Origin of the sequence: Acinetobacter sp. YH12043 (assembly GCF_013419915.1) — a bacterium.
Taxonomy (GTDB): domain Bacteria; phylum Pseudomonadota; class Gammaproteobacteria; order Pseudomonadales; family Moraxellaceae; genus Acinetobacter.
The window spans coordinates 1-18775 of sequence record NZ_VOZD01000006.1; the positions used below are offsets into that span (position 1 = coordinate 1).

Annotated in this window: 14 protein-coding genes and 1 pseudogene; 13 read left to right on the forward strand and 2 right to left on the reverse strand. The window is 44.0% G+C overall.

Annotation, left to right across the window (positions count from 1 at the left end):
- Positions 1 to 131: pseudogene (locus tag FTU01_RS04540) on the reverse strand (IS5/IS1182 family transposase); the annotation flags it as partial.
- A gap of 490 nt (positions 132 to 621) precedes the next feature.
- Between FTU01_RS04540 and FTU01_RS04545 the strand changes: the two are divergent.
- The 13 genes from FTU01_RS04545 (at position 622) to FTU01_RS04605 (ending at position 16218) form a co-directional block, all read left to right on the forward strand.
- Positions 622 to 1962: an MFS transporter gene (locus tag FTU01_RS04545; protein WP_004783163.1), complete on the forward strand. Its 1341-nt coding sequence runs from the start codon at positions 622 to 624 to the stop codon at positions 1960 to 1962.
- A 40-nt stretch (positions 1963 to 2002) separates the two neighbouring features.
- On the forward strand, positions 2003 to 4549 hold the full coding sequence (gene nirB, locus FTU01_RS04550) for a nitrite reductase large subunit NirB (RefSeq protein WP_218952481.1): 2547 nt from the start codon (positions 2003 to 2005) through the stop codon (positions 4547 to 4549).
- Between the two features lie 24 nt (positions 4550 to 4573).
- A complete protein-coding gene (gene nirD / locus FTU01_RS04555) occupies positions 4574 to 6184 on the forward strand; it encodes a nitrite reductase small subunit NirD (RefSeq protein ID WP_180025571.1) in 1611 nt (536 codons plus the stop codon).
- Between the two features lie 295 nt (positions 6185 to 6479).
- Entirely contained in the window at positions 6480 to 9260 is a 2781-nt protein-coding gene (locus tag FTU01_RS04560; protein ID WP_180025570.1) for a nitrate reductase, read from the forward strand.
- A complete protein-coding gene (locus FTU01_RS04565; RefSeq protein ID WP_179993153.1) occupies positions 9257 to 9895 on the forward strand; it encodes a molybdenum cofactor guanylyltransferase in 639 nt (212 codons plus the stop codon). Before FTU01_RS04560 ends, FTU01_RS04565 begins: the two co-directional genes overlap by 4 nt.
- A gap of 135 nt (positions 9896 to 10030) precedes the next feature.
- Positions 10031 to 11083, forward strand: coding sequence for a GTP 3',8-cyclase MoaA (gene moaA / locus FTU01_RS04570; RefSeq protein ID WP_179993154.1), 1053 nt, complete (start codon positions 10031 to 10033; stop codon positions 11081 to 11083).
- Position 11084: 1 nt separating this feature from the next.
- On the forward strand, positions 11085 to 11336 hold the full coding sequence (locus FTU01_RS04575) for a MoaD/ThiS family protein (RefSeq protein ID WP_180138340.1): 252 nt from the start codon (positions 11085 to 11087) through the stop codon (positions 11334 to 11336).
- Between the two features lies 1 nt (position 11337).
- Positions 11338 to 11886, forward strand: coding sequence for a molybdenum cofactor biosynthesis protein MoaE (locus FTU01_RS04580; RefSeq protein ID WP_179993155.1), 549 nt, complete (start codon positions 11338 to 11340; stop codon positions 11884 to 11886).
- A gap of 49 nt (positions 11887 to 11935) precedes the next feature.
- Entirely contained in the window at positions 11936 to 12859 is a 924-nt protein-coding gene (gene moaCB, locus FTU01_RS04585; protein ID WP_179993156.1) for a bifunctional molybdenum cofactor biosynthesis protein MoaC/MoaB, read from the forward strand.
- Entirely contained in the window at positions 12859 to 14088 is a 1230-nt protein-coding gene (locus FTU01_RS04590) for a molybdopterin molybdotransferase MoeA (RefSeq protein ID WP_179993157.1), read from the forward strand. Before moaCB ends, FTU01_RS04590 begins: the two co-directional genes overlap by 1 nt.
- Before the next feature lie 15 nt (positions 14089 to 14103).
- Complete coding sequence (gene modA, locus FTU01_RS04595) at positions 14104 to 14865, forward strand: molybdate ABC transporter substrate-binding protein (protein WP_179993158.1); 762 nt, start codon at positions 14104 to 14106, stop codon at positions 14863 to 14865.
- A 26-nt stretch (positions 14866 to 14891) separates the two neighbouring features.
- On the forward strand, positions 14892 to 15575 hold the full coding sequence (modB, locus tag FTU01_RS04600; protein WP_179993159.1) for a molybdate ABC transporter permease subunit: 684 nt from the start codon (positions 14892 to 14894) through the stop codon (positions 15573 to 15575).
- A 1-nt stretch (position 15576) separates the two neighbouring features.
- Positions 15577 to 16218 (forward strand): ATP-binding cassette domain-containing protein, encoded by a 642-nt coding sequence (locus FTU01_RS04605; RefSeq protein WP_179993160.1) that lies wholly within the window; start codon positions 15577 to 15579, stop codon positions 16216 to 16218.
- Here FTU01_RS04605 and FTU01_RS04610 read toward each other — a convergent pair.
- On the reverse strand, positions 16208 to 18760 hold the full coding sequence (locus FTU01_RS04610; RefSeq protein ID WP_179993161.1) for an EAL domain-containing protein: 2553 nt from the start codon (positions 18758 to 18760) through the stop codon (positions 16208 to 16210). The two genes, FTU01_RS04605 and FTU01_RS04610, sit on opposite strands and share 11 nt — an antisense overlap.
- Positions 18761 to 18775: the final 15 nt, after the last annotated feature.

Consider the following 18775-nt stretch of genomic DNA (forward strand, 5'->3'; position numbering starts at 1 on the left):
CAACCTGTCCTAATTCTATAGAGAATAGCTTCAATAAAATTGCGTAAATTTGAGTTGTGGTGAATGGATAAATTACGCAGAATAACTTTCAACTTTTGCCAGTGTTGATCTGTCAGCATGGTACGAGGCATAGCGAATAGTAAAATTGGGTTTGGTGATTTGATTTTACTACTTCGCTATTTTTTTAAGCTAAAAGTGTCAACACGCCCTAATTAGCTAACTCATTTAAAAAATTTAAATTTTAACTACAAGTTTTTCTTTAATTAAAAATACCTAATTTGATTATATGCTTCCTTGCACTAAAGCTGTGCCAAAAGGCGCAGTGAAGTGGCAATTTTAAAATCTGGATATGAATATTCTCAGGAAAATAAGAAAGAGCTTGGTTCTCAGTCACTATAATTTAGAAAAAATATAAAAGTACCTTTCGATAAATAATATAAATACAAATACTTATTTATAGAATTATTTTATTGGCACGCTTTGTGCTTAATAGAATTTGAGTCAAAGACGACTCTAAAGAAATTTGTAAGACGGCCAATGACGTCCGTTCTGATCGCATCTGGTGTGCAGCGATTCGCATAGCAGATAAGCCTATACGTTCAGTTCTGGAAGGAGATGGTGATGTCTTCAAATTTATATGAAAAGAAAGCAACAAAAATAAGTCTTTTGAATTTCAGCAGCGCAGCAATGAGAGCCTTCCATATGAGTTGGCTCGCGTTTTTTGTCTGCTTCTTTGCCTGGTTCGCCTGTGCACCGCTGATGCCTGTGATCGCAGGTGAATTCAGCTTAACCAAAGATCAAATCGCCAATATCAATATTGCAGCAGTCGCAATCACTATTCTGGTTCGACTGATTGTCGGTCCGCTATGTGACAAATATGGTCCACGGAAAACCTATACCGCCTTACTCGTACTCGGCAGTATCCCGGTCTTTGGTGTGGCCTCTGCGAATAGCTATGAATCCTTTCTGTTTTTCCGCTTACTGATTGGCGCCATTGGTGCCAGTTTCGTCATTACCCAATATCACACCAGCATCATGTTTGCGCCGAATGTGGTCGGTACAGCCAATGCGGCATCTGCAGGTTGGGGAAATGCCGGTGGTGGTGCAACTCAAGCCTTGATGCCCTTACTTCTGGCTGCGCTGGTGATGTTCGGTGTTGAACAGGCGATGGGCTGGAGAATTGCACTGATCGTTCCAGGCCTAATGATGGTGATCGTCGGTGCATTGTACTGGAAATTCACTCAGGACTGTCCACAAGGCAACTTTAAAGAACTGCGTGCAGCAGGAATCCAGGTAGGTAGCGAGAAAAAAGGTGGCATGGCAATTCTGATGCATGCTGCACGTAACTACCGTGTCTGGATTCTATTTGGCGCTTATGCGGCCTGTTTCGGTATCGAAATCTTCATTCATAACATCGTAGCCATGTACTACGTAGAAAACTTCAGCTTTGGTTTAAAAGAAGCAGGTATGACGGCCGGGATCTTCGGTCTGCTAGCACTATTTGCCCGTGCACTGGGTGGCATCGTTTCAGACAAAGTTGCCATCAAAAAAGGCCTGGACGGACGTACCAAAGTGCTGTTTGCCATGATCTTGATGGAAGGCTTATTCCTGATTTTATTCTCGCAAATGAACAGTGCCATGCTGGCCATCATCACAATGACTGTCTTCGCATTATTTACCCACATGGCATGTGGTGCAACGTATGCGCTGGTGCCATTTATTGACCGTGATGCCTTAGGTGGTGTGGCCGGCATTATCGGTGCAGGCGGTAACGTGGGTGCGGTCGCCGCAGGATTCTTACTTAAAGGCATGCTGGATATTCAAACCTGTCTGATGGCACTTGGCGGCCTGGTCGTGATTGCAGCAAGTTTTGTTCTGATGATTCGCTTCTCGGTTGAGCATAAGGCCAAAGAGCAAAAGCTATATGAAGAAGCTGTTCTTGAACGAAACAACCTGGCTTAAAACACAAGATACAAGATTTAGAAAATTTAGGAGAGGGAATATGAAACTGGTAATGATTGGCCATGGCATGGTAGGACACAAATTTATTGAATCTTTGCTTGAGCATGCGGGTGATGAGGTTGAAATCACTATTCTGGCAGAAGAGCCGCGTCTGGCTTATGACCGTGTACATTTAACTGAATATTTCACTGGAAAATCAGCCAAGGATTTAACCCTTTGCCGTAATGACTTTGCAGATGCGTATGGAATTGATCTGCGTTTGAGTACCAAAGCGACTGCAATCGATACTGTTAATAAAACAGTCACCACTAATCATGGCGATGTGATTGCTTATGACAAACTGGTTTTAGCTACCGGCTCCTACGCTTTTGTGCCGCCAATTCCTGGTAATGACCGTGAAAATTGCTTTGTTTACCGTACTATTGAAGATCTGGATGCCATTCGTGCAGCGAGCTTGAATGCCAAAAACGGTGTCGTGATTGGTGGTGGTTTGCTGGGGCTGGAAGCGGCAAAAGCGCTGCGTGATCTGAATCTGGAAACGCATGTGGTCGAATTCGCACCACGCTTAATGGCAGTACAGATTGATGATCTTGGCGGTAAAGTATTACGCAGCAAAATCGAAGATCTGGGCGTTAAAGTCCATACCCAAAAAGCCACCTCGTCTATTGAAGATGGTGTCAATGCCAAGCACGTGATGAAGTTTGGTGATGGTGCTGAGCTGGAAACCGACATCATTCTGTTCTCTGCAGGGATCCGTCCACGTGATGAGCTGGCACGTCAAAGCGGACTGGCAATCGGTGAGCGTGGCGGGATCATGATCAATGATTATTGCCAAACTTCCAATCCAGACATTTACGCGATTGGTGAATGTGCGCTGTGGAATAACAAGATTTTTGGTCTGGTTGCGCCAGGCTACGACATGGCACGTATTGCTGCGAAACATGTCCTACAAGAAGAATGTGCAGCATTTGCTGGCGCAGACATGAGCACCAAGCTGAAACTGATGGGTGTGGATGTTGCATCAGTTGGCGATGCACATGCCATGACACCAGGTTCACTGAGCTATTTCTATGCCGATGAAGCGGCACAGATCTACAAGAAAATTGTGGTTAATGCTGAAAAAACCAAACTGCTCGGTGCAGTGCTGGTCGGTTGTGCCAAAGAATATAACGACCTGCTGCAAATGATGCTAAATGGTCTGGAAATCCCGGAAAATCCGGAAAGCCTGATCATGCCGGGCTTTGATCAGGCAGCAGCGAAAACGGGTGGCAGCGGTGTAGACCTGCTCCCAGACAGCGCAACGATCTGTTCATGTAATAACGTATCTAAAGCGGATATCTGTTCAGCGATTGCCGATGGTTCAACTTCACTAGGCGCTCTGAAAAAATGCACCAAAGCCGCAACTGCCTGTGGTGGCTGTGCACCGCTGGTGACGCAAGTTCTAAAATCTGAGTTACAACGTCAAGGCGTTACCGTAAACAACCATCTCTGCGAACACTTTGCTTATTCACGCCAAGAGCTGTATCACCTGGTTCGTGTGAATGAAATCAAGACCTTTGATGACCTGATCCAGCAACATGGTCATGGTCTGGGCTGTGATATCTGTAAGCCAACAGTGGCCAATATTCTTGCATCTTGCTGGAACGACTTTGTCCTGAAACCAAGCCATGCCGGCCTGCAAGACAGTAACGACTACTACCTCGGTAACATTCAAAAAGATGGTACTTACTCTGTCGTTCCTCGTATGGCAGGTGGTGAAGTCACTCCAGATGGTCTGATCGTCATTGGTCAAATTGCTAAAGAATATGGTCTGTACACCAAATTGACTGGCGGCCAGCGTGTCGATATGTTTGGTGCGCAACTGCATCAATTACCAGAAATCTGGGAAAAACTGATCAATGCCGGTTTTGAATCGGGGCATGCTTACGGTAAATCGCTGCGTACCGTGAAATCTTGTGTGGGTAGCACCTGGTGCCGCTATGGTGTGGATGATTCTGTGGGCTTGGCGATCTATCTGGAAAACCGCTATAAGGGCTTACGTTCTCCACACAAACTGAAAATGGCCGTGTCTGGCTGTACCCGTGAATGTGCCGAAGCACAAAGCAAAGACGTTGGTGTGATTGCCACTGAAAAAGGCTGGAACCTGTATGTCTGCGGTAACGGCGGTATGAAACCACGCCACGCGGAACTGCTGGCATCAGATCTGGATACACAAACTCTAGTCCGCTATATCGACCGTTTCTTCATGTTCTATATCCAGACTGCAGACCGTCTGCAACGTACTTCAGTATGGCGCGACAATCTCGAAGGTGGCCTGGATTATCTGAAAGATGTCGTTGTGAATGACTCACTGGGTCTGGCAGCAGAACTCGAGCGTCGTATGGAGCATGTGGTGGGCACTTATCAGGATGAATGGCGTACTGCAGTTGAAGATCCAGAAGTCCGTAAACGTTTCAAAACCTTTATTAATGCCAAGGCTGAACAGCAAAACGATCCGCACGTTCAATTTACTGAAGTGCGCGGTCAGATCCGTCCAAAAACTGAAGCTGAACGCAATGCCAGCCGTATTCCGGTAGTTGAAGCCTGATTCAAAGAATAAAGGAGCAAGAATATGACAATGTTTAAAGATATGAATGAACTGAATTGGGTTGAAGTGTGTGCACTGGATGACATCACGCCTAATACTGGCGTTGCAGCTTTGGTGGAAGATCAGCAAATTGCGATCTTTCGTGTAGGTTCAGAAAAACGTGTTTATGCACTCAGTAACCAGGATCCATTTAGTAAAGCATTTGTGATGTCACGCGGCATCATTGGTGATCTGCAAGGTGAACGTGTAGTCGCTTCACCAATTTACAAGCAGCATTTTAGTTTGGCGACTGGCCGCTGCCTGGAAGATAAAGATCAAAAACTGCTGGTTTTTCCAAACAAAATTGAAAATGGCAAGGTGTTCATTAGCCCCGTGCCACAAAAAACCTATATCACCAACAACGGTGTTTCACCGGAAAAAATGAAACTGGTACTGGTCGGTAATGGTCTGGCAGGCATGCGTTGTCTGGAAGACCTGCTGGATATGGCACCAGACTGTTATGAAATTACTGTGATTGGTGAAGAGCCGTGGGGTAACTACAACCGCATCATGCTGTCGCCAGTGCTTTCTGGCGAGAAAACCATTGATGACATCATGCTGCATCCGCATGCATGGTATGCCGACAAAGGTATTCGTCTGATTGCAGGTGATCCTGCGATTCGTATCGACCGTCCGCGTAAGCAGGTTTATACCGAAAAAGGCGAAGTGATCAGTTATGACCGTTTGATTCTGGCGACGGGTTCCAAGCCATTCGTTCCGCCAATTCCAGGTAGTGACTTAAAAGGCGTACTCAGCTTCCGCGACATTTATGATGTGAACAACATGCTGGACTACTGCAAAACCAAGAAAAATGCGGTGGTGATTGGTGGCGGTCTACTAGGTCTGGAAGCTGCTTATGGCCTGCAACAGCAAGGCATGAATGTCACTGTGTTTCACCTGATGGATCGCATTATGGATCGTCAGCTGGACAGCAAAGCCAGCCAGATGCTGAAAACAGCGATTGAGCAGAAAGGTATCACCATCCTGACTGAAGCCAATACCGAATGCTTAATTGGTGAAGAAGGTCATGTGACCCAAGTGAAACTCAAAGATGGGACTGTACTGGAAGCTGATTTGGTGGTCTTTGCAGTTGGTATTCGTCCAAATATCGCATTGGCGCAAAGTGCTGGTCTGCGTTGTAATCGCGGTGTGCTGGTAAATGACACCATGCAGACTTTTGACCCAAGTATTTATGCGGTGGGTGAATGTATCGAGCACCGTGGTCAAACCTTTGGTCTGGTTGAACCACTTTGGGGCCAGGCGTTCATTTGTGCATCACATCTGGCCGAGCATGGCAGCCTGACCTTTAAATCGCCAACGGTTCCGACTCAGCTGAAAGTGAGTGGTTGTGATGTGTTCTCTGCAGGTGACTTCGAACCAAAAGATGATTTTGAAGATATCATACTGAATGACGAGAAACGTCAGATCTATAAACGCATTATTATTCAAAAGGATAAAGTCATTGGTGCGGTGCTGTTTGGTGATACGGAAGACGGTACCTGGTATGCCGAACTGATTGCAGATCAAACCCCAATTGCAACGATTCGTAACAAGCTGCTTTTTGGTCGGGATTTTGCATTAAAGAAAGCAGGGTAAAAAATCAATTTGTCATGGTGAAACCAAGATCCGCGGAAACGTCATCCGCAACTGTTTGAGCCAAGACAAAATATGAAAATGAATGTTTCTGCGACCTTTTTGATACATGCCGGATGAGGGCGAGTTTTGCGGATCTTACGCCACAGTGTGGCTCAGGTTTTGCCTACTTTTCCCGAAAGAAAAGTAGGTCGAACCGAAGGTTGATCCAAATAAATGAGTTGCATTGAAAAGACACCGTTGTAATGAACCTTTTTTGAAAAGAATTAAATTGTGTTTCAACTCCTAAGGAGCATCCATGAACAGTATTCCCGTTGTGGAAATTGAAAGCTCCACAGAATTAAAAACTAAAACCACACAGACCACGTGCCCATATTGTGGCGTGGGTTGTGGTGTGACTGCACATGTAACGCCGACCACATCAGGTCCAAAAGTGACTGTTGAAGGTGATGCCAACCATCCTTCCAATTTCGGCAAGTTATGCATCAAAGGCAGTAATCTGGCAGATACTTTAGGTCTGGAAACCCGCTTACTGCAGCCAATGTTGGGTCGTAAAGATCAGCGTGAAGTTACCAGTTGGGATACGGCAGTTTCGACCATTGCCAATAAATTCCAGCAATGCATCGATCAATATGGCCGTGATAGCATTGCATTTTATGTTTCTGGTCAGCTGCTGACCGAAGATTATTATGTGGTGAACAAATTCGTCAAAGGCTATCTCGGTACCGCGAATATTGATACCAATTCACGCCTGTGTATGTCTTCAGCTGTTGCTGCACATAAACGAGCTTTTGGCGAAGATTTGGTTCCAGCCAGCTACGAAGATTTCGAACATACTGACATGGTGGTACTGGTCGGTTCCAATACCGCTTGGTGCCATCCAGTATTGTACCAACGCATTATGAAAGCCAAAGAACAGCGTGACCTGCTTGTGATCGTGGTTGATCCACGCTTTACCAGCACCTGTGAAGCAGCAGATTTGCATTTGCCAATTCTGCCGGGTCAGGATGTGGCACTGTTTAATGGTTTATTACAGTACTTACATCAGCATGGTTACGTTGATCACGCATTTGTTGCGGCACATACCCAAGGGCTGGAACAGGCTTTAGCGAGCAGTTCTACTGAAGCTTTGATTGAGGATGTGGCTGCACGTACCGGTATTTCAGCAGTTAAACTCACTCAATTCTTTGAAAAGTTTGCCCAGACAGACAAAGTAATAACGTTGTTCTCCATGGGCGTAAACCAGTCATCACGTGGCGTCGATAAAGCCAACAGTATTATTAACTGTCATTTGCTCACCGGTAAAATCGGCAAACTCGGTGCAGCGCCATTTTCCATGACCGGTCAGCCAAATGCGATGGGCGGGCGTGAAGTCGGTGGTCTAGCCAATATGCTGGCTGCACATCTGGATTTAGAAAATCCGGGACATCAGCAGCTGGTACAAAATTTCTGGCAAAGCCCGTATATTGCTAAACAAGCAGGACTGAAAGCAGTCGATTTATTCCAGGCGGTTGAAAGCGGCAAGATTAAGGCAATCTGGATTATAGCCACCAATCCAGTGGTCAGCTTGCCAGATGCAGATCAGGTCAAACGTGCCCTGGAAAAATGTGAATTCGTGGTGGTGTCTGATATCTGTCAGGACACGGATACCACACAATATGCTGATGTCTTGTTACCCGCTTTAGGTTGGGGTGAAAAAGATGGCACCGTGACCAATTCGGAACGTCGTATTTCACGTCAGCATGCATTTTTGGATGCACCGGGTGAAGCCAAAGCGGACTGGTGGGCCATTGCTCAAGTGGCAAAACACATGGGCTTTAATGGCTTCGATTTCCAGAATAGTTATGAAATCTTTAAGGAGCATGCAGGGCTTTCTGCCTATCAGAATGCCGAACTGCATAAACGTACAGACACCTCATATTTCCGTTATTTCAACCTGCAAGGTTTAAGCAATTTAACTGCAGAAGAATATGATGAACTGGATCCGGTGCAATGGCCAGTTTGGGATAAGCAGCAAGATGCGAAATCTGTCGCCCGGTTATTTGCTCAAGGCCAGTTCAGTCATGCGGATGGCAAAGCCAAGTTTATTGCCACCACAGCGATTGATCCGGTAAATCAGGTTTCCAGTGAGTATCCTTTAATTCTCAATACCGGCCGGATCCGGGATCAGTGGCACACCATGAGCCGTACCGGTCTCTCTGCCAATTTAAGTACCCATCGTGCTGAGTCGTATTGTGAAATTCATCCACATGATGCCTTGAAATATGGGATTCAGGATGGTGAATTGGTTGAGGTGAAATCGCAGTGGGGCAATTGTGTCTTGCGTGCGACTATTAGTGACAATATCCGCCGTGGACAGGTCTTTGCACCCATTCACTGGAATGATCAGGTCGCATCCGATGCGCGTATTGGCAAACTGGTGAATCCGGTAGTGGATGCTATTTCGGGTGAGCCAGAATTCAAGCATACTCCGGTTATCATCCATCCATTTTATAGTCAGTGGCAAGGCGTATTTTATGTGCGTCAAGGCTTTGAAAAAATCGTACAGCCGTCGATTGAAGCTACCGTGTGGTGGACTAAAATCACTACCAGCAAGGCAATACGTTATGAACTGGCAGACCGGAAGAAATTTAGCTATACCACTGAGCATTTAAAAGAATTATTACCATTTCAGGATGAAAGTTTTGAATGGCTGAATCTTGAAGATCAGACCGCCCACATCAGTCATAGCGTGATACTTCAGGGTGGTCATGTGATTGCCAGCCTATATATTGCACCGAAGGCCTTATTGCCGGACCGCGACTGGGTGGCAAGTCTGTTTAAACGTGAACGTTTAAGTGCTATGCACCGTAAGGCTCTACTTGCCGGACAGCCGATGTCGATGGCAAATAATGAGGGTTCATTAGTATGTAGCTGTTTTAAAGTCGGTAAAAACCGCATCATTGAAACTATTAAAACTAAAAATATTACGGATGAAAAACAGGTGACCGCATGTTTAAAAGCGGGAGGGAATTGTGGTTCGTGTTTACCTGAAATCCGTGGCCTGATTAAAACATGTCAATTGGAGACGGTAGAATGAAAAAAGGAGCCGAGAGAGAAAATAATAAAACAGCCTATCCGCGTACTGATCTGGTGATTCTGGCGGGTGGACAGGCAAGACGCATGAATGGCATCAACAAACTGTTGCAGAAATTCGATGACCAGATTCAGCTGATCAAGATTCACCAACAGCTGAAATCGAATGTTGCACAGGTCTGGATTAACAGCCATCGCGACTATTCCATTTACCAGAAACTTATTCCCAGTGTTCATTATTATCAAGATGATGAGCCGGGCTTTCAGGGGCCGTTAATGGGCATGAAAAGTGCCTGGTCGCATGTGCAGTCGGATTATGTACTGTTTGTCCCTTGTGACCTAACTTATATTCCTTCCAAAGTATTGCTCAAGTTACACCAGGCTCTAGCCAAAAATAGTCTGGCTGAAGTGGCCTATGTGGAAATTAACGGCAAGCCACTTTATCCATTTTGTCTGGTCAAACGCAGCAGTCTGGCAACCCTGAACTTACATCTTGAACAGGAACAGCGCAGTCTTAAACACTGTTTTGCTGATTTGCACGCACAAGTGGCACGTTTTAAAAATCGTGCGCTATTTTTTCACAGTATTAACTCGCTGGATGAACTGCAACAGTATCAACAGCTCAAATTTCTGCACTAAAAACTGAATATTTTGCTTTTGGCACAAAGTTGGAACACTTATTGCAATTCTAATTATTACAAGATTGGGCGATTTGAGTTTCGCGCACCGCATGTGTGCAACAACCCACCCAATGCCTGAAGATGGATGTTCAACATGAATATGATGACACAGCTTAAAAATGATGCCTTGTTTGTCGATCAATTCGGTCGTGGCAAGCGCAAGCTAAGGATTTCAGTGACCGATCGCTGCAATTTCAAATGTGTTTATTGTATGCCTGAACATCCTGAATGGATGAAAAAACACGATCTGCTCAGTTTTGAAGAGCTGTATCAATTTTGCGATTTTATGGTGCGTCATGGCATCCAGTATATCCGCATTACTGGTGGTGAGCCGTTAATGCGTCAGGGCGTAGTGCATTTTGTTGAACAACTGCAAGCGCTGAAAAAGCTGGGACTACAACGCATTTCCATGACTACGAATGCGCATTACTTAAAACAATATGCACAGGCCTTAAAGCAGGCGGGACTGGATGACCTGAATATTAGTTTGGACAGTCTGGATGCTGATCAGTTTAAACAGCTGACTCAAAAAGATTTGGCACCTGTGCTGGAAGGAATTCAGGCAGCACAAGTCGCTGGATTACCGATTAAGATCAATACCGTATTGATGCAGGGTATCAATGATGATCAGATCCTGCCATTGGCGCGCTGGTCAGTTCAGCAAAACATTGTCCTGCGCTTTATCGAATTTATGCCACTTGATGGTGATCACAATTGGTCTACTGAGCATGTAGTCAGTGAACAATACATTTTAGAAACTTTGGCGACTGAATTTACGCTCACTCAAAAAACTAATAATTCTGCCCAATCAGCTTCGGAACCCGCACGCCAGTATCTGATTGATGGCCATCCGATTGGAATTATTTCAACCATTACCAATTCATTTTGTGGCAGCTGTGACCGCTTGCGATTGACTGCACAAGGTGAATTTTATAACTGCCTGTTTGCACCTCAAGGCTTGAATCTTAAAAAGGAAATCAAATCACTAAATTCATCTGTCGCTCTAAGTGAGTTGAATTTGTATGGTGCTTTATCCCGATATATCTGGAACAAAGAACAGGGCTTTCATGCCATAGAGCAGCGTTTAAAAAATCAAAGTATGAATCAAAACAGCCGCAAAATTAGTATGCACATGATAGGAGGCTAAGATGTCACAGATCAGAATCAGAATTGAAGCCTTCGGTGCGGTAGAGCGACAGTTACCGCAAGATCTCGAAATTATCTGCAAATCTCAAAGTACCGTATCTGAAGTTTTGAATCAGGTGGGACAAGATTATCCTGATGCATTTGGCATGATTGAACGCTGTGCCTGTGCCATTGGTGAAGACATCATTTCATGTCAGACACCTCTTAATGCTGACAGTACTTTGGTGCTGTTGTCACCTGTCGCAGGAGGCTGAAATGAGCGAATTCAAGCAATTTTCTAGGATTCAAGATACTACTTTAGATCTGGAAAGTTTTGATCCGATCCAGTCTTTTCCTGAATGTGGTGGAGTTGGAGTATTTATTGGAACGGTACGCAATCACCATGAAGGTAAAGCAGTCAAGGCACTGAAATATACGGCCTATGCACCTGTTGCAGAAAAAATGATTCGCCAGATTGAACAGGAAATCCAGGCCAAATACGGCGTGTCCTATGTGCGGGTGATTCATCGAATTGGGGCATTAGATATTGGTGAAAAAGCCATTATTGCAATTGCTTATGCTGCACATCGACATGAGGCTTTTGCTGCTTGTGAGGAAGCAGTAGAGCGGGTCAAACATGAGGTGCCAGTCTGGAAAGAAGAGTTTTATATGGATGGCAGCAGTCAATATGTTGAGGGATGTTGTATCCGTAAAGATGTAGAAACTGCTCACATGCATCATCATCCAAAACATTCAGATGAGACGCATCAACATTGTCATCATGCCAAAGAGAATACACCATTCATCTATCAATGGCCGATATAAGTCAGAACAGACACACGTTTTAAGAAGAAATGAACTATAGGAACATGCAATGAAAAATGTCGGGATGAAAGCAGAAAGTTATCGGACTGCAGTAGCTACAGGGATTCTGCATGCACCGCCACATTGCATTGAGTTATTACGAAATGGCAATACGGAAAAAGGTGATGCTCTAAAGACAGCTCGCATCGCCGGAATCTTAGGGGCTAAACGAACCGATGAACTGATTCCACTTTGTCATCCCTTACCAATTTATCGTGCAGATGTGGAATATGAACTGTTTGATGCACATGTCGAAATTATTGCCACAGTAGAGACTATTGGTCCAACTGGTGTGGAAATGGAAGCCTTGACTGCCGTTAGTCTGGCTGGATTAACCCTCTATGACATGCTCAAACCACATTGTGAACCGGAAGACTTATGTCTGGATCAATGTAAATTGCAAAAGAAAAAAGGCGGTAAATCGCATTTTACCCGTGTCTTAAAAGAAGCCTTGCCAGCATCCATCATTGTGCTTTCAGATACAGTCGCTGCCGGTAAAAAACCGGATACAGCAGGGCAAAATGTCCTGGAAATATTACAAGAAGCCAATTTTGAAAATATTGCCTATCAGGTAATTCCAGATGATCCTGAACAGTTATTGGCATTGGTTCATCAACAGAAAAATGACTATCCATTGATCCTGACTGTAGGTGGAACAGGCTTAGGTCCTAAAGATCTAACAGTTGAAACTTTACAGCCTTTACTGAAACGGGAAATTCCTGGACTCATGGAAGCTTCACGCAGTTTCGGCCAGAAACGCACGCCGTATGCAGCTTTAAGTCGTGGCGTTGCGGGCTATATTGATAACAGTTTGGTAATGACTTTACCGGGCAGCCGACAAGGGGCTAAAGAATCTTTAATTGCTGTACTACCAGCGTTGGTACATTTATTTGATGTGCAGAAAAATATTCCACATCAAGGTGGTTATCAATAATGTCTGGATGCGGAGCAGACCATGGTCTGATTACAGTAGATCAGGCTTTAGAATTGATTTTGCAGCATACTCAAGTGTTAGCAACTGAACGACTGAAGTTGAATCAGGCCCTGAATCGTTATCTGGCAGAAGATATTTATTCTGGGATTAATTTACCGTTATTTTCGCAAAGTGCCGTAGATGGTTATGCACTGTGTACCCAAGCTGCAATTGAACCAGAAAGTGAGTTTCAGCTTATCGGTGAAATTCGGGCAGGGCAACAGGATGAGCTGCAACTTCAGGATGGTCAGGCAGTCAGGATTTTTACCGGCGCTAAAATTCCGCTTGGGACTACTACGGTCGCACGTCAGGAAATCGTTCAAGCAATTGATTTATCCAGAATCAAAATTACGGAACAGCTTAAAATTCATGCCGATATTCGGGATGTGGGCGAAGAAATTTCAGTCGGGCAATTATTGGCCAATAAAGGTCAGCAGCTGTCAGTCGGTGCAATTGCCTCTTTAAGCATGGCGGGGATCAATACTGTTAAGGTTTTTCAATATCCTAAAGTGGCTGTGGTCATTACAGGTGATGAAGTTGCTGAAAGTATCGAGGATTTTGCAGCGGGTAAAATTTTTGATGCCAACGGTCCCCTGATTGAAGCCTGGTTTCAGCAAGCTGGGCAGCAGGTTGAGATTTTTCATGTTGCAGATACTGAAGCGGCAGTATGGGATCTCATTCAAGAATTATCAGCAAGCCATGACCTGATTTTAACCACGGGCGGTGTATCTGTCGGAGATTATGATTTCATTCGGCCTGTAGCACTAAATTTAGGTTTCGACCAGATATTCTGGAAAGTAAAACAGAAGCCGGGCAAGCCGATGTTCTTTGCCCAGCTACAGCGCAATGATAGTTCACATTGTTATCTGCTGGGTTTGCCGGGCAATCCCGCAGCAGTGTATGTGGGCATGCAGATCTACACCGCAACTTTATTAAATGCCTTACAAGGACACAAATCTCAGCCGAACTGGTTTAATGCTGTACTCACCCATGATCTGAAAATGAATGCCAGAGAGCGCTTTTTAAGAATGTCTGCCAGCTTTGAGCAGTCGGTTTTACGAGTTAAAAGTCTGTCTAAGCAGCAATCACATATGCTGAGCAATCTCATGCAGGCCAATTGTCTGGTTCGCATTCCGGCAGGAAAAAGCCTGAAAGAAGGGGATCTTGTTCAAGGCTTATTTATTCATTGATAAGGGTAGATGCACATGAAAAAATCTCTGTTTTTATCCATGTGCATTGCCATGATGTTTTCCTCAGTCCATGCAGGAACAGTGAAGGTTTACGCCGCAGCGAGTCTAAATAATGCTGTGACCGAAATTTCCAGGATTTACCAAGCCCAACATCCACAAACTAAGATTATTTCCGTATTTGGTGCATCTTCTGCTTTAGCCAAACAGATCGAAGCAGGAGCTAGTAGTGATCTATACTTTTCAGCTGATCAGGATTGGATGAATTATCTGGTACACAAGAAACTTATAAATTCCAGTTCAGTTCATCCCATCCTGTTAAATCAGTTAGTGGCGATCAGCCCGAAACATCTGAATATTCATTTTAAACCCCAGTCCAGTTTTAATTTTGCCCAGTCCTTTAAAGGTTATGTATGTACCGGGCAAATGGAATCAGTGCCTGCCGGAAAATATACCAAGCAAAGTCTGACCAAACTGAACTGGTTAAATGGCTTAAAAGGACGAATTGTTGGAACGGATGATGTGCGCTCGGCTTTGGCTTTTGTCGAACGTGGCGAGTGTGAAGTTGGGATTGTCTATAAAACTGATGCCTTGATCAGCCGAAAAGTAAAAATCATCGGTACTTTCCCAGCAAATTTACATAGTCCGATTATTTATCCTTTAGCTTTGACATGGCAAGGCGCACAGAATAAAGAAGCAGTGCAATTTGAACAATTTATACAAAAAAGTGCGCAGGCTAAAGCCATCTTTCAAAAATATGGATTTAGGCTGAACCCCTAGACAATGGCTGGAGAAATAACTGCAAGATGTTAAGTCCAGAAGAACTCAGTGCGCTCTACCTGTCTGCCAAGGTGGCCAGCTTTGCGACCTTATTCTGTTTACCTTTTGCAGTAGCATTGGCTTGGGTTTTGGCCAGATATGAATTTCGGCTTAAGTTTCTGGTCGAAGCATGTTTGCAATTGCCGATGGTGCTGCCACCTGTGGTTTTGGGTTATCTGCTTCTGATACTGTTTGGTAATCAAGGCATGATTGGCCAATATCTCAATACACTCGGGCTACAACTGTCATTTAACTGGAAAGGGGCGGTATTGGCCTCGATGATTGTGGCATTTCCGCTGATGGTGCAACCGATCCGTTTGTCATTTCAGCTCATGAATCAGCAACTCGAACATATCGCAGGTTCATTGGGAGCAGCACCGTGGAAAGTGTTTTGGAGTATCAATTTACCTCTGGCGATTCCCGGTATGCTGATTGGCAGCATCTTATGTTTTAGCCGCAGTCTGGGTGAATTTGGCGCCACCATTACTTTTGTAGGCAATATACCGGATGAAACCCGCACTATTCCCATCGCAATTTATTCCTTATTGCAACAACCGAATGGTGAAGAAATGGCGATGCGTTTGGTAACTTTATCTATTTTCTTGGCATTTACAGCCTTAATTGCCAATTATTTTATTTTGCAAAACTATCAACGGAAATTGGGAGGCTGAAATGTTGAAATGTGATTTTCAATATCAACAAGCCGATTTCAGATTGAATATTAAACTGGAAATGTCGCAGCAACTGTTAGGGATCGTGGGTGCATCTGGAAGCGGAAAAAGTACTTTACTCAAAAATATTGTTGGACTATTAAAACCTGACCAAGGATATATTCAGTTTAATCAGCAGGATTTAACCAATATAGAAAAGAAAATTAATATTCCAATGCATCAGCGCAAGATTGCATTAGTTTTCCAGAATGCTTTGCTGTTTCCACATATGAATGTGCAGCAGAACCTATGTTATGCAGAAAAACTGATATCTAAAGCAGATCGAAAATTCCAGTTTGAAGACATCGTGGAATTATTAGAATTAAAGCCTCTAATTTATCGCAAAGCCCATCAGCTATCAGGTGGAGAAGCGCAGCGCGTTTCTATTGGTCGGGCATTATTGTCTTCACCAAATTTGTTGCTACTAGATGAACCTTTAACGGGACTGGATCAACAGTTAAAACAGCAGATTTTACCTTTTCTAAAACGGATCAAAGATGAGCTGAATTTACCGATGATTTATGTGACCCATCATTTAGAAGAGTTAGCTTACTTAGAAGCTGAAACTGTACTGCTCAAACAGGGAACATTAATCAGAAACTGATTAACTCTAGCTGATTGAGCCGGGCAGGTTTTGCATAGTAAAAACCTTGCAGATAATCACAATGATGTGATTTTAAACACTCAGCCTGTTCAGGATTCTCAATTCCTTCCGCAACGACTTCCAGATCCAGCTTATGCGCTAGGGTAATTATGGCTTCAATAATGGCCTCATCTCGTGGATTGCCAGGTAAATGCTGAACAAAGCTACGATCCAGTTTGATTTCATCGATCGGAAGACTACGTAAATAACTTAAACTCGAATAACCAGTGCCAAAGTCATCCACCGAAACTTTAATGCCCAAAGCCCGGACATTTTTTAAGATCTCAATGGACTTATCACCGCTGGCAATCAGCATGCTTTCAGTCACTTCGAGTTTTAGTAACTCATGCGGGAATTCAATTTCCGCTAATAATTGCTGGAGATCACTCAGGAATCCACTTCTTTTAAACTGTAAAGGAGATAGATTGACGGCAACCGAAATTTGAGTCTCATGCTGCATATTCCAGGCTTTAACTTCCTCACAGGCCTGTCTAAGTACCCATTCGCCAATTGAGACGATTTGCCCGGTCCTTTCTGCAAAAGGAATGAAATCGGCAGGAGAAATAAAGCCTTTTTCTGGATGTTGCCAGCGGATCAAAGCTTCCAGACATTTGACCTTGCCCGTTTCACTGTCCAGAATCGGCTGATAAAACAGTTTAAACTGCTGTTCATGCAGAGCGACCATCAGTTCATGACGAAGCTGTACATAATCTACCTTCGGTAAAGGCTCTTTCGTGAAATTATACCAGTGCCAAGTATTACCCCCTTCGGCATTAGCATCACGCATGGCATCCTTGGCTGCATTGATAAACTGCTTAACGCATTTGATGTCGGGATCAGCATCAGCGACACCGATACTTGCACTCAGGTGAATATCATAGCCATCCACATGGAAAGGCTGAGATAATCCGGCGATGATTTCTTCGGCACGTACAGCAACTTGCTTGAGATCATTCATTTGAGTTAATAAAATTGCAAACTCATCTCCTGAAAATCTGGAAATTACATCTTCCGGCTCCAGGTTTTGGCTCAGACGATTGCCCACTAGTTTTAAAATTTTATCGCCAATATCATGACCGAGGCTTTGATTCAAAGGTTCAAAATCATCCAGATCCAGATATAAAAGCACTAGATTTGCAGAACCACTCTGCGCTAGATGCAGTTTTTCCTGAACCACTTCTTCAAACAGCTTATTGTTGATAAAGCCGGTTAAATGGTCATGTGATTCCTGATAAGCGATTAGTTCTTGCTGGGCAACATGCTGACTCACATCCTGTTGAATGGCAATAAAATGAGTGCATTTATGATTATCATCAAAGACCGGGCCGAGATTCAGCTTGTTCCAGAACCAGTGTCCATCCTTACGATAATTTTTCAGGACAATCTTGATTTCAGATTTATTCTGAATGGCTTCGCTGATTTGCTGGACGCTTTCCGCGGAAGTATCAGGTCCCTGCAAGATGCGGCAATTTTTTCCTTTGAGTTCTTCCAGGCTATAACCGGTAATCTGCTCAAAGGCCGGATTAACATATTCAATAGGCTGGTCATTTTCTGCCGAGGTTAAAATAATGCCATGCGGATTTGCATCGACACTACGTTTCATTAAGCGCAGCATTTCATTGTTTTGATAACGTTCAGTAATGTCGCGTGCCACGCTAAAAATACCGACAATTTCCTCATTCACTTTAATTGGCAAAAAAGTTAAATCGAGCCAGTATTTCTGTCCTGCCGAGTTATGTGCCTGAACTTCAAGATGTCCAGTCAAGCCATGCTTGGCCTGCTCAAAGGCTTCTAAGGCAAGAGGGCGATGTTCAGGTTCAATAAAATGATCAATTTTAGTTCCGATATGCGATTTAACACCAACTTCGTTAAAAAATTTGGTGGCCAGATTGGCATCTACAATATTGCCATCCAGATTGTGCTCAAAAATTGCATCGGGATGAAAAGAGAAAAATGACTGATATTTATCTTTGAGCTGATTTCGTTTTTTGCGTTCTTCATACAGCTCAAAGGTTAAGGCGATCAGCGAAGCTGCATATTGCAGCAGGTCAATTTCATTGGGAGTAGGAGACTTGATCGAACGATAATAAGTACCAAAAGAGCCAAAAAGTTTGCCACTCCCGTTGGCAATTGGTACCGACCAGCAGGCTCTTAAACCATTTTGTTTAACCAGATCTTTATATGCGACCCAGTTCGGATCATTGAGTAAATCCTCACAGACCACTAAACGACGATGATATGCAGCTGCACCACAAGCGCCAACATTCGGGCCGATTTTTAGATCTTTTGAAGCTTCTACATATTCTCTGGAAAAATAGGCTGGTTCTTTTATTAAATTAAGCGTTTGTTCCTGTTCCGAATACAACATGACAGATACCAGTGCATCCGGGATTTTGTCCCCTAACCATGCGGTAATCGCATCTATGATATCCTCTAAGGCAGCAGCTTGACCAATCAGATTAAAAATCTCTTGGCTGGTGCCTCCATTATAAAAAGAAGTCATATTGTATCCTTAAGT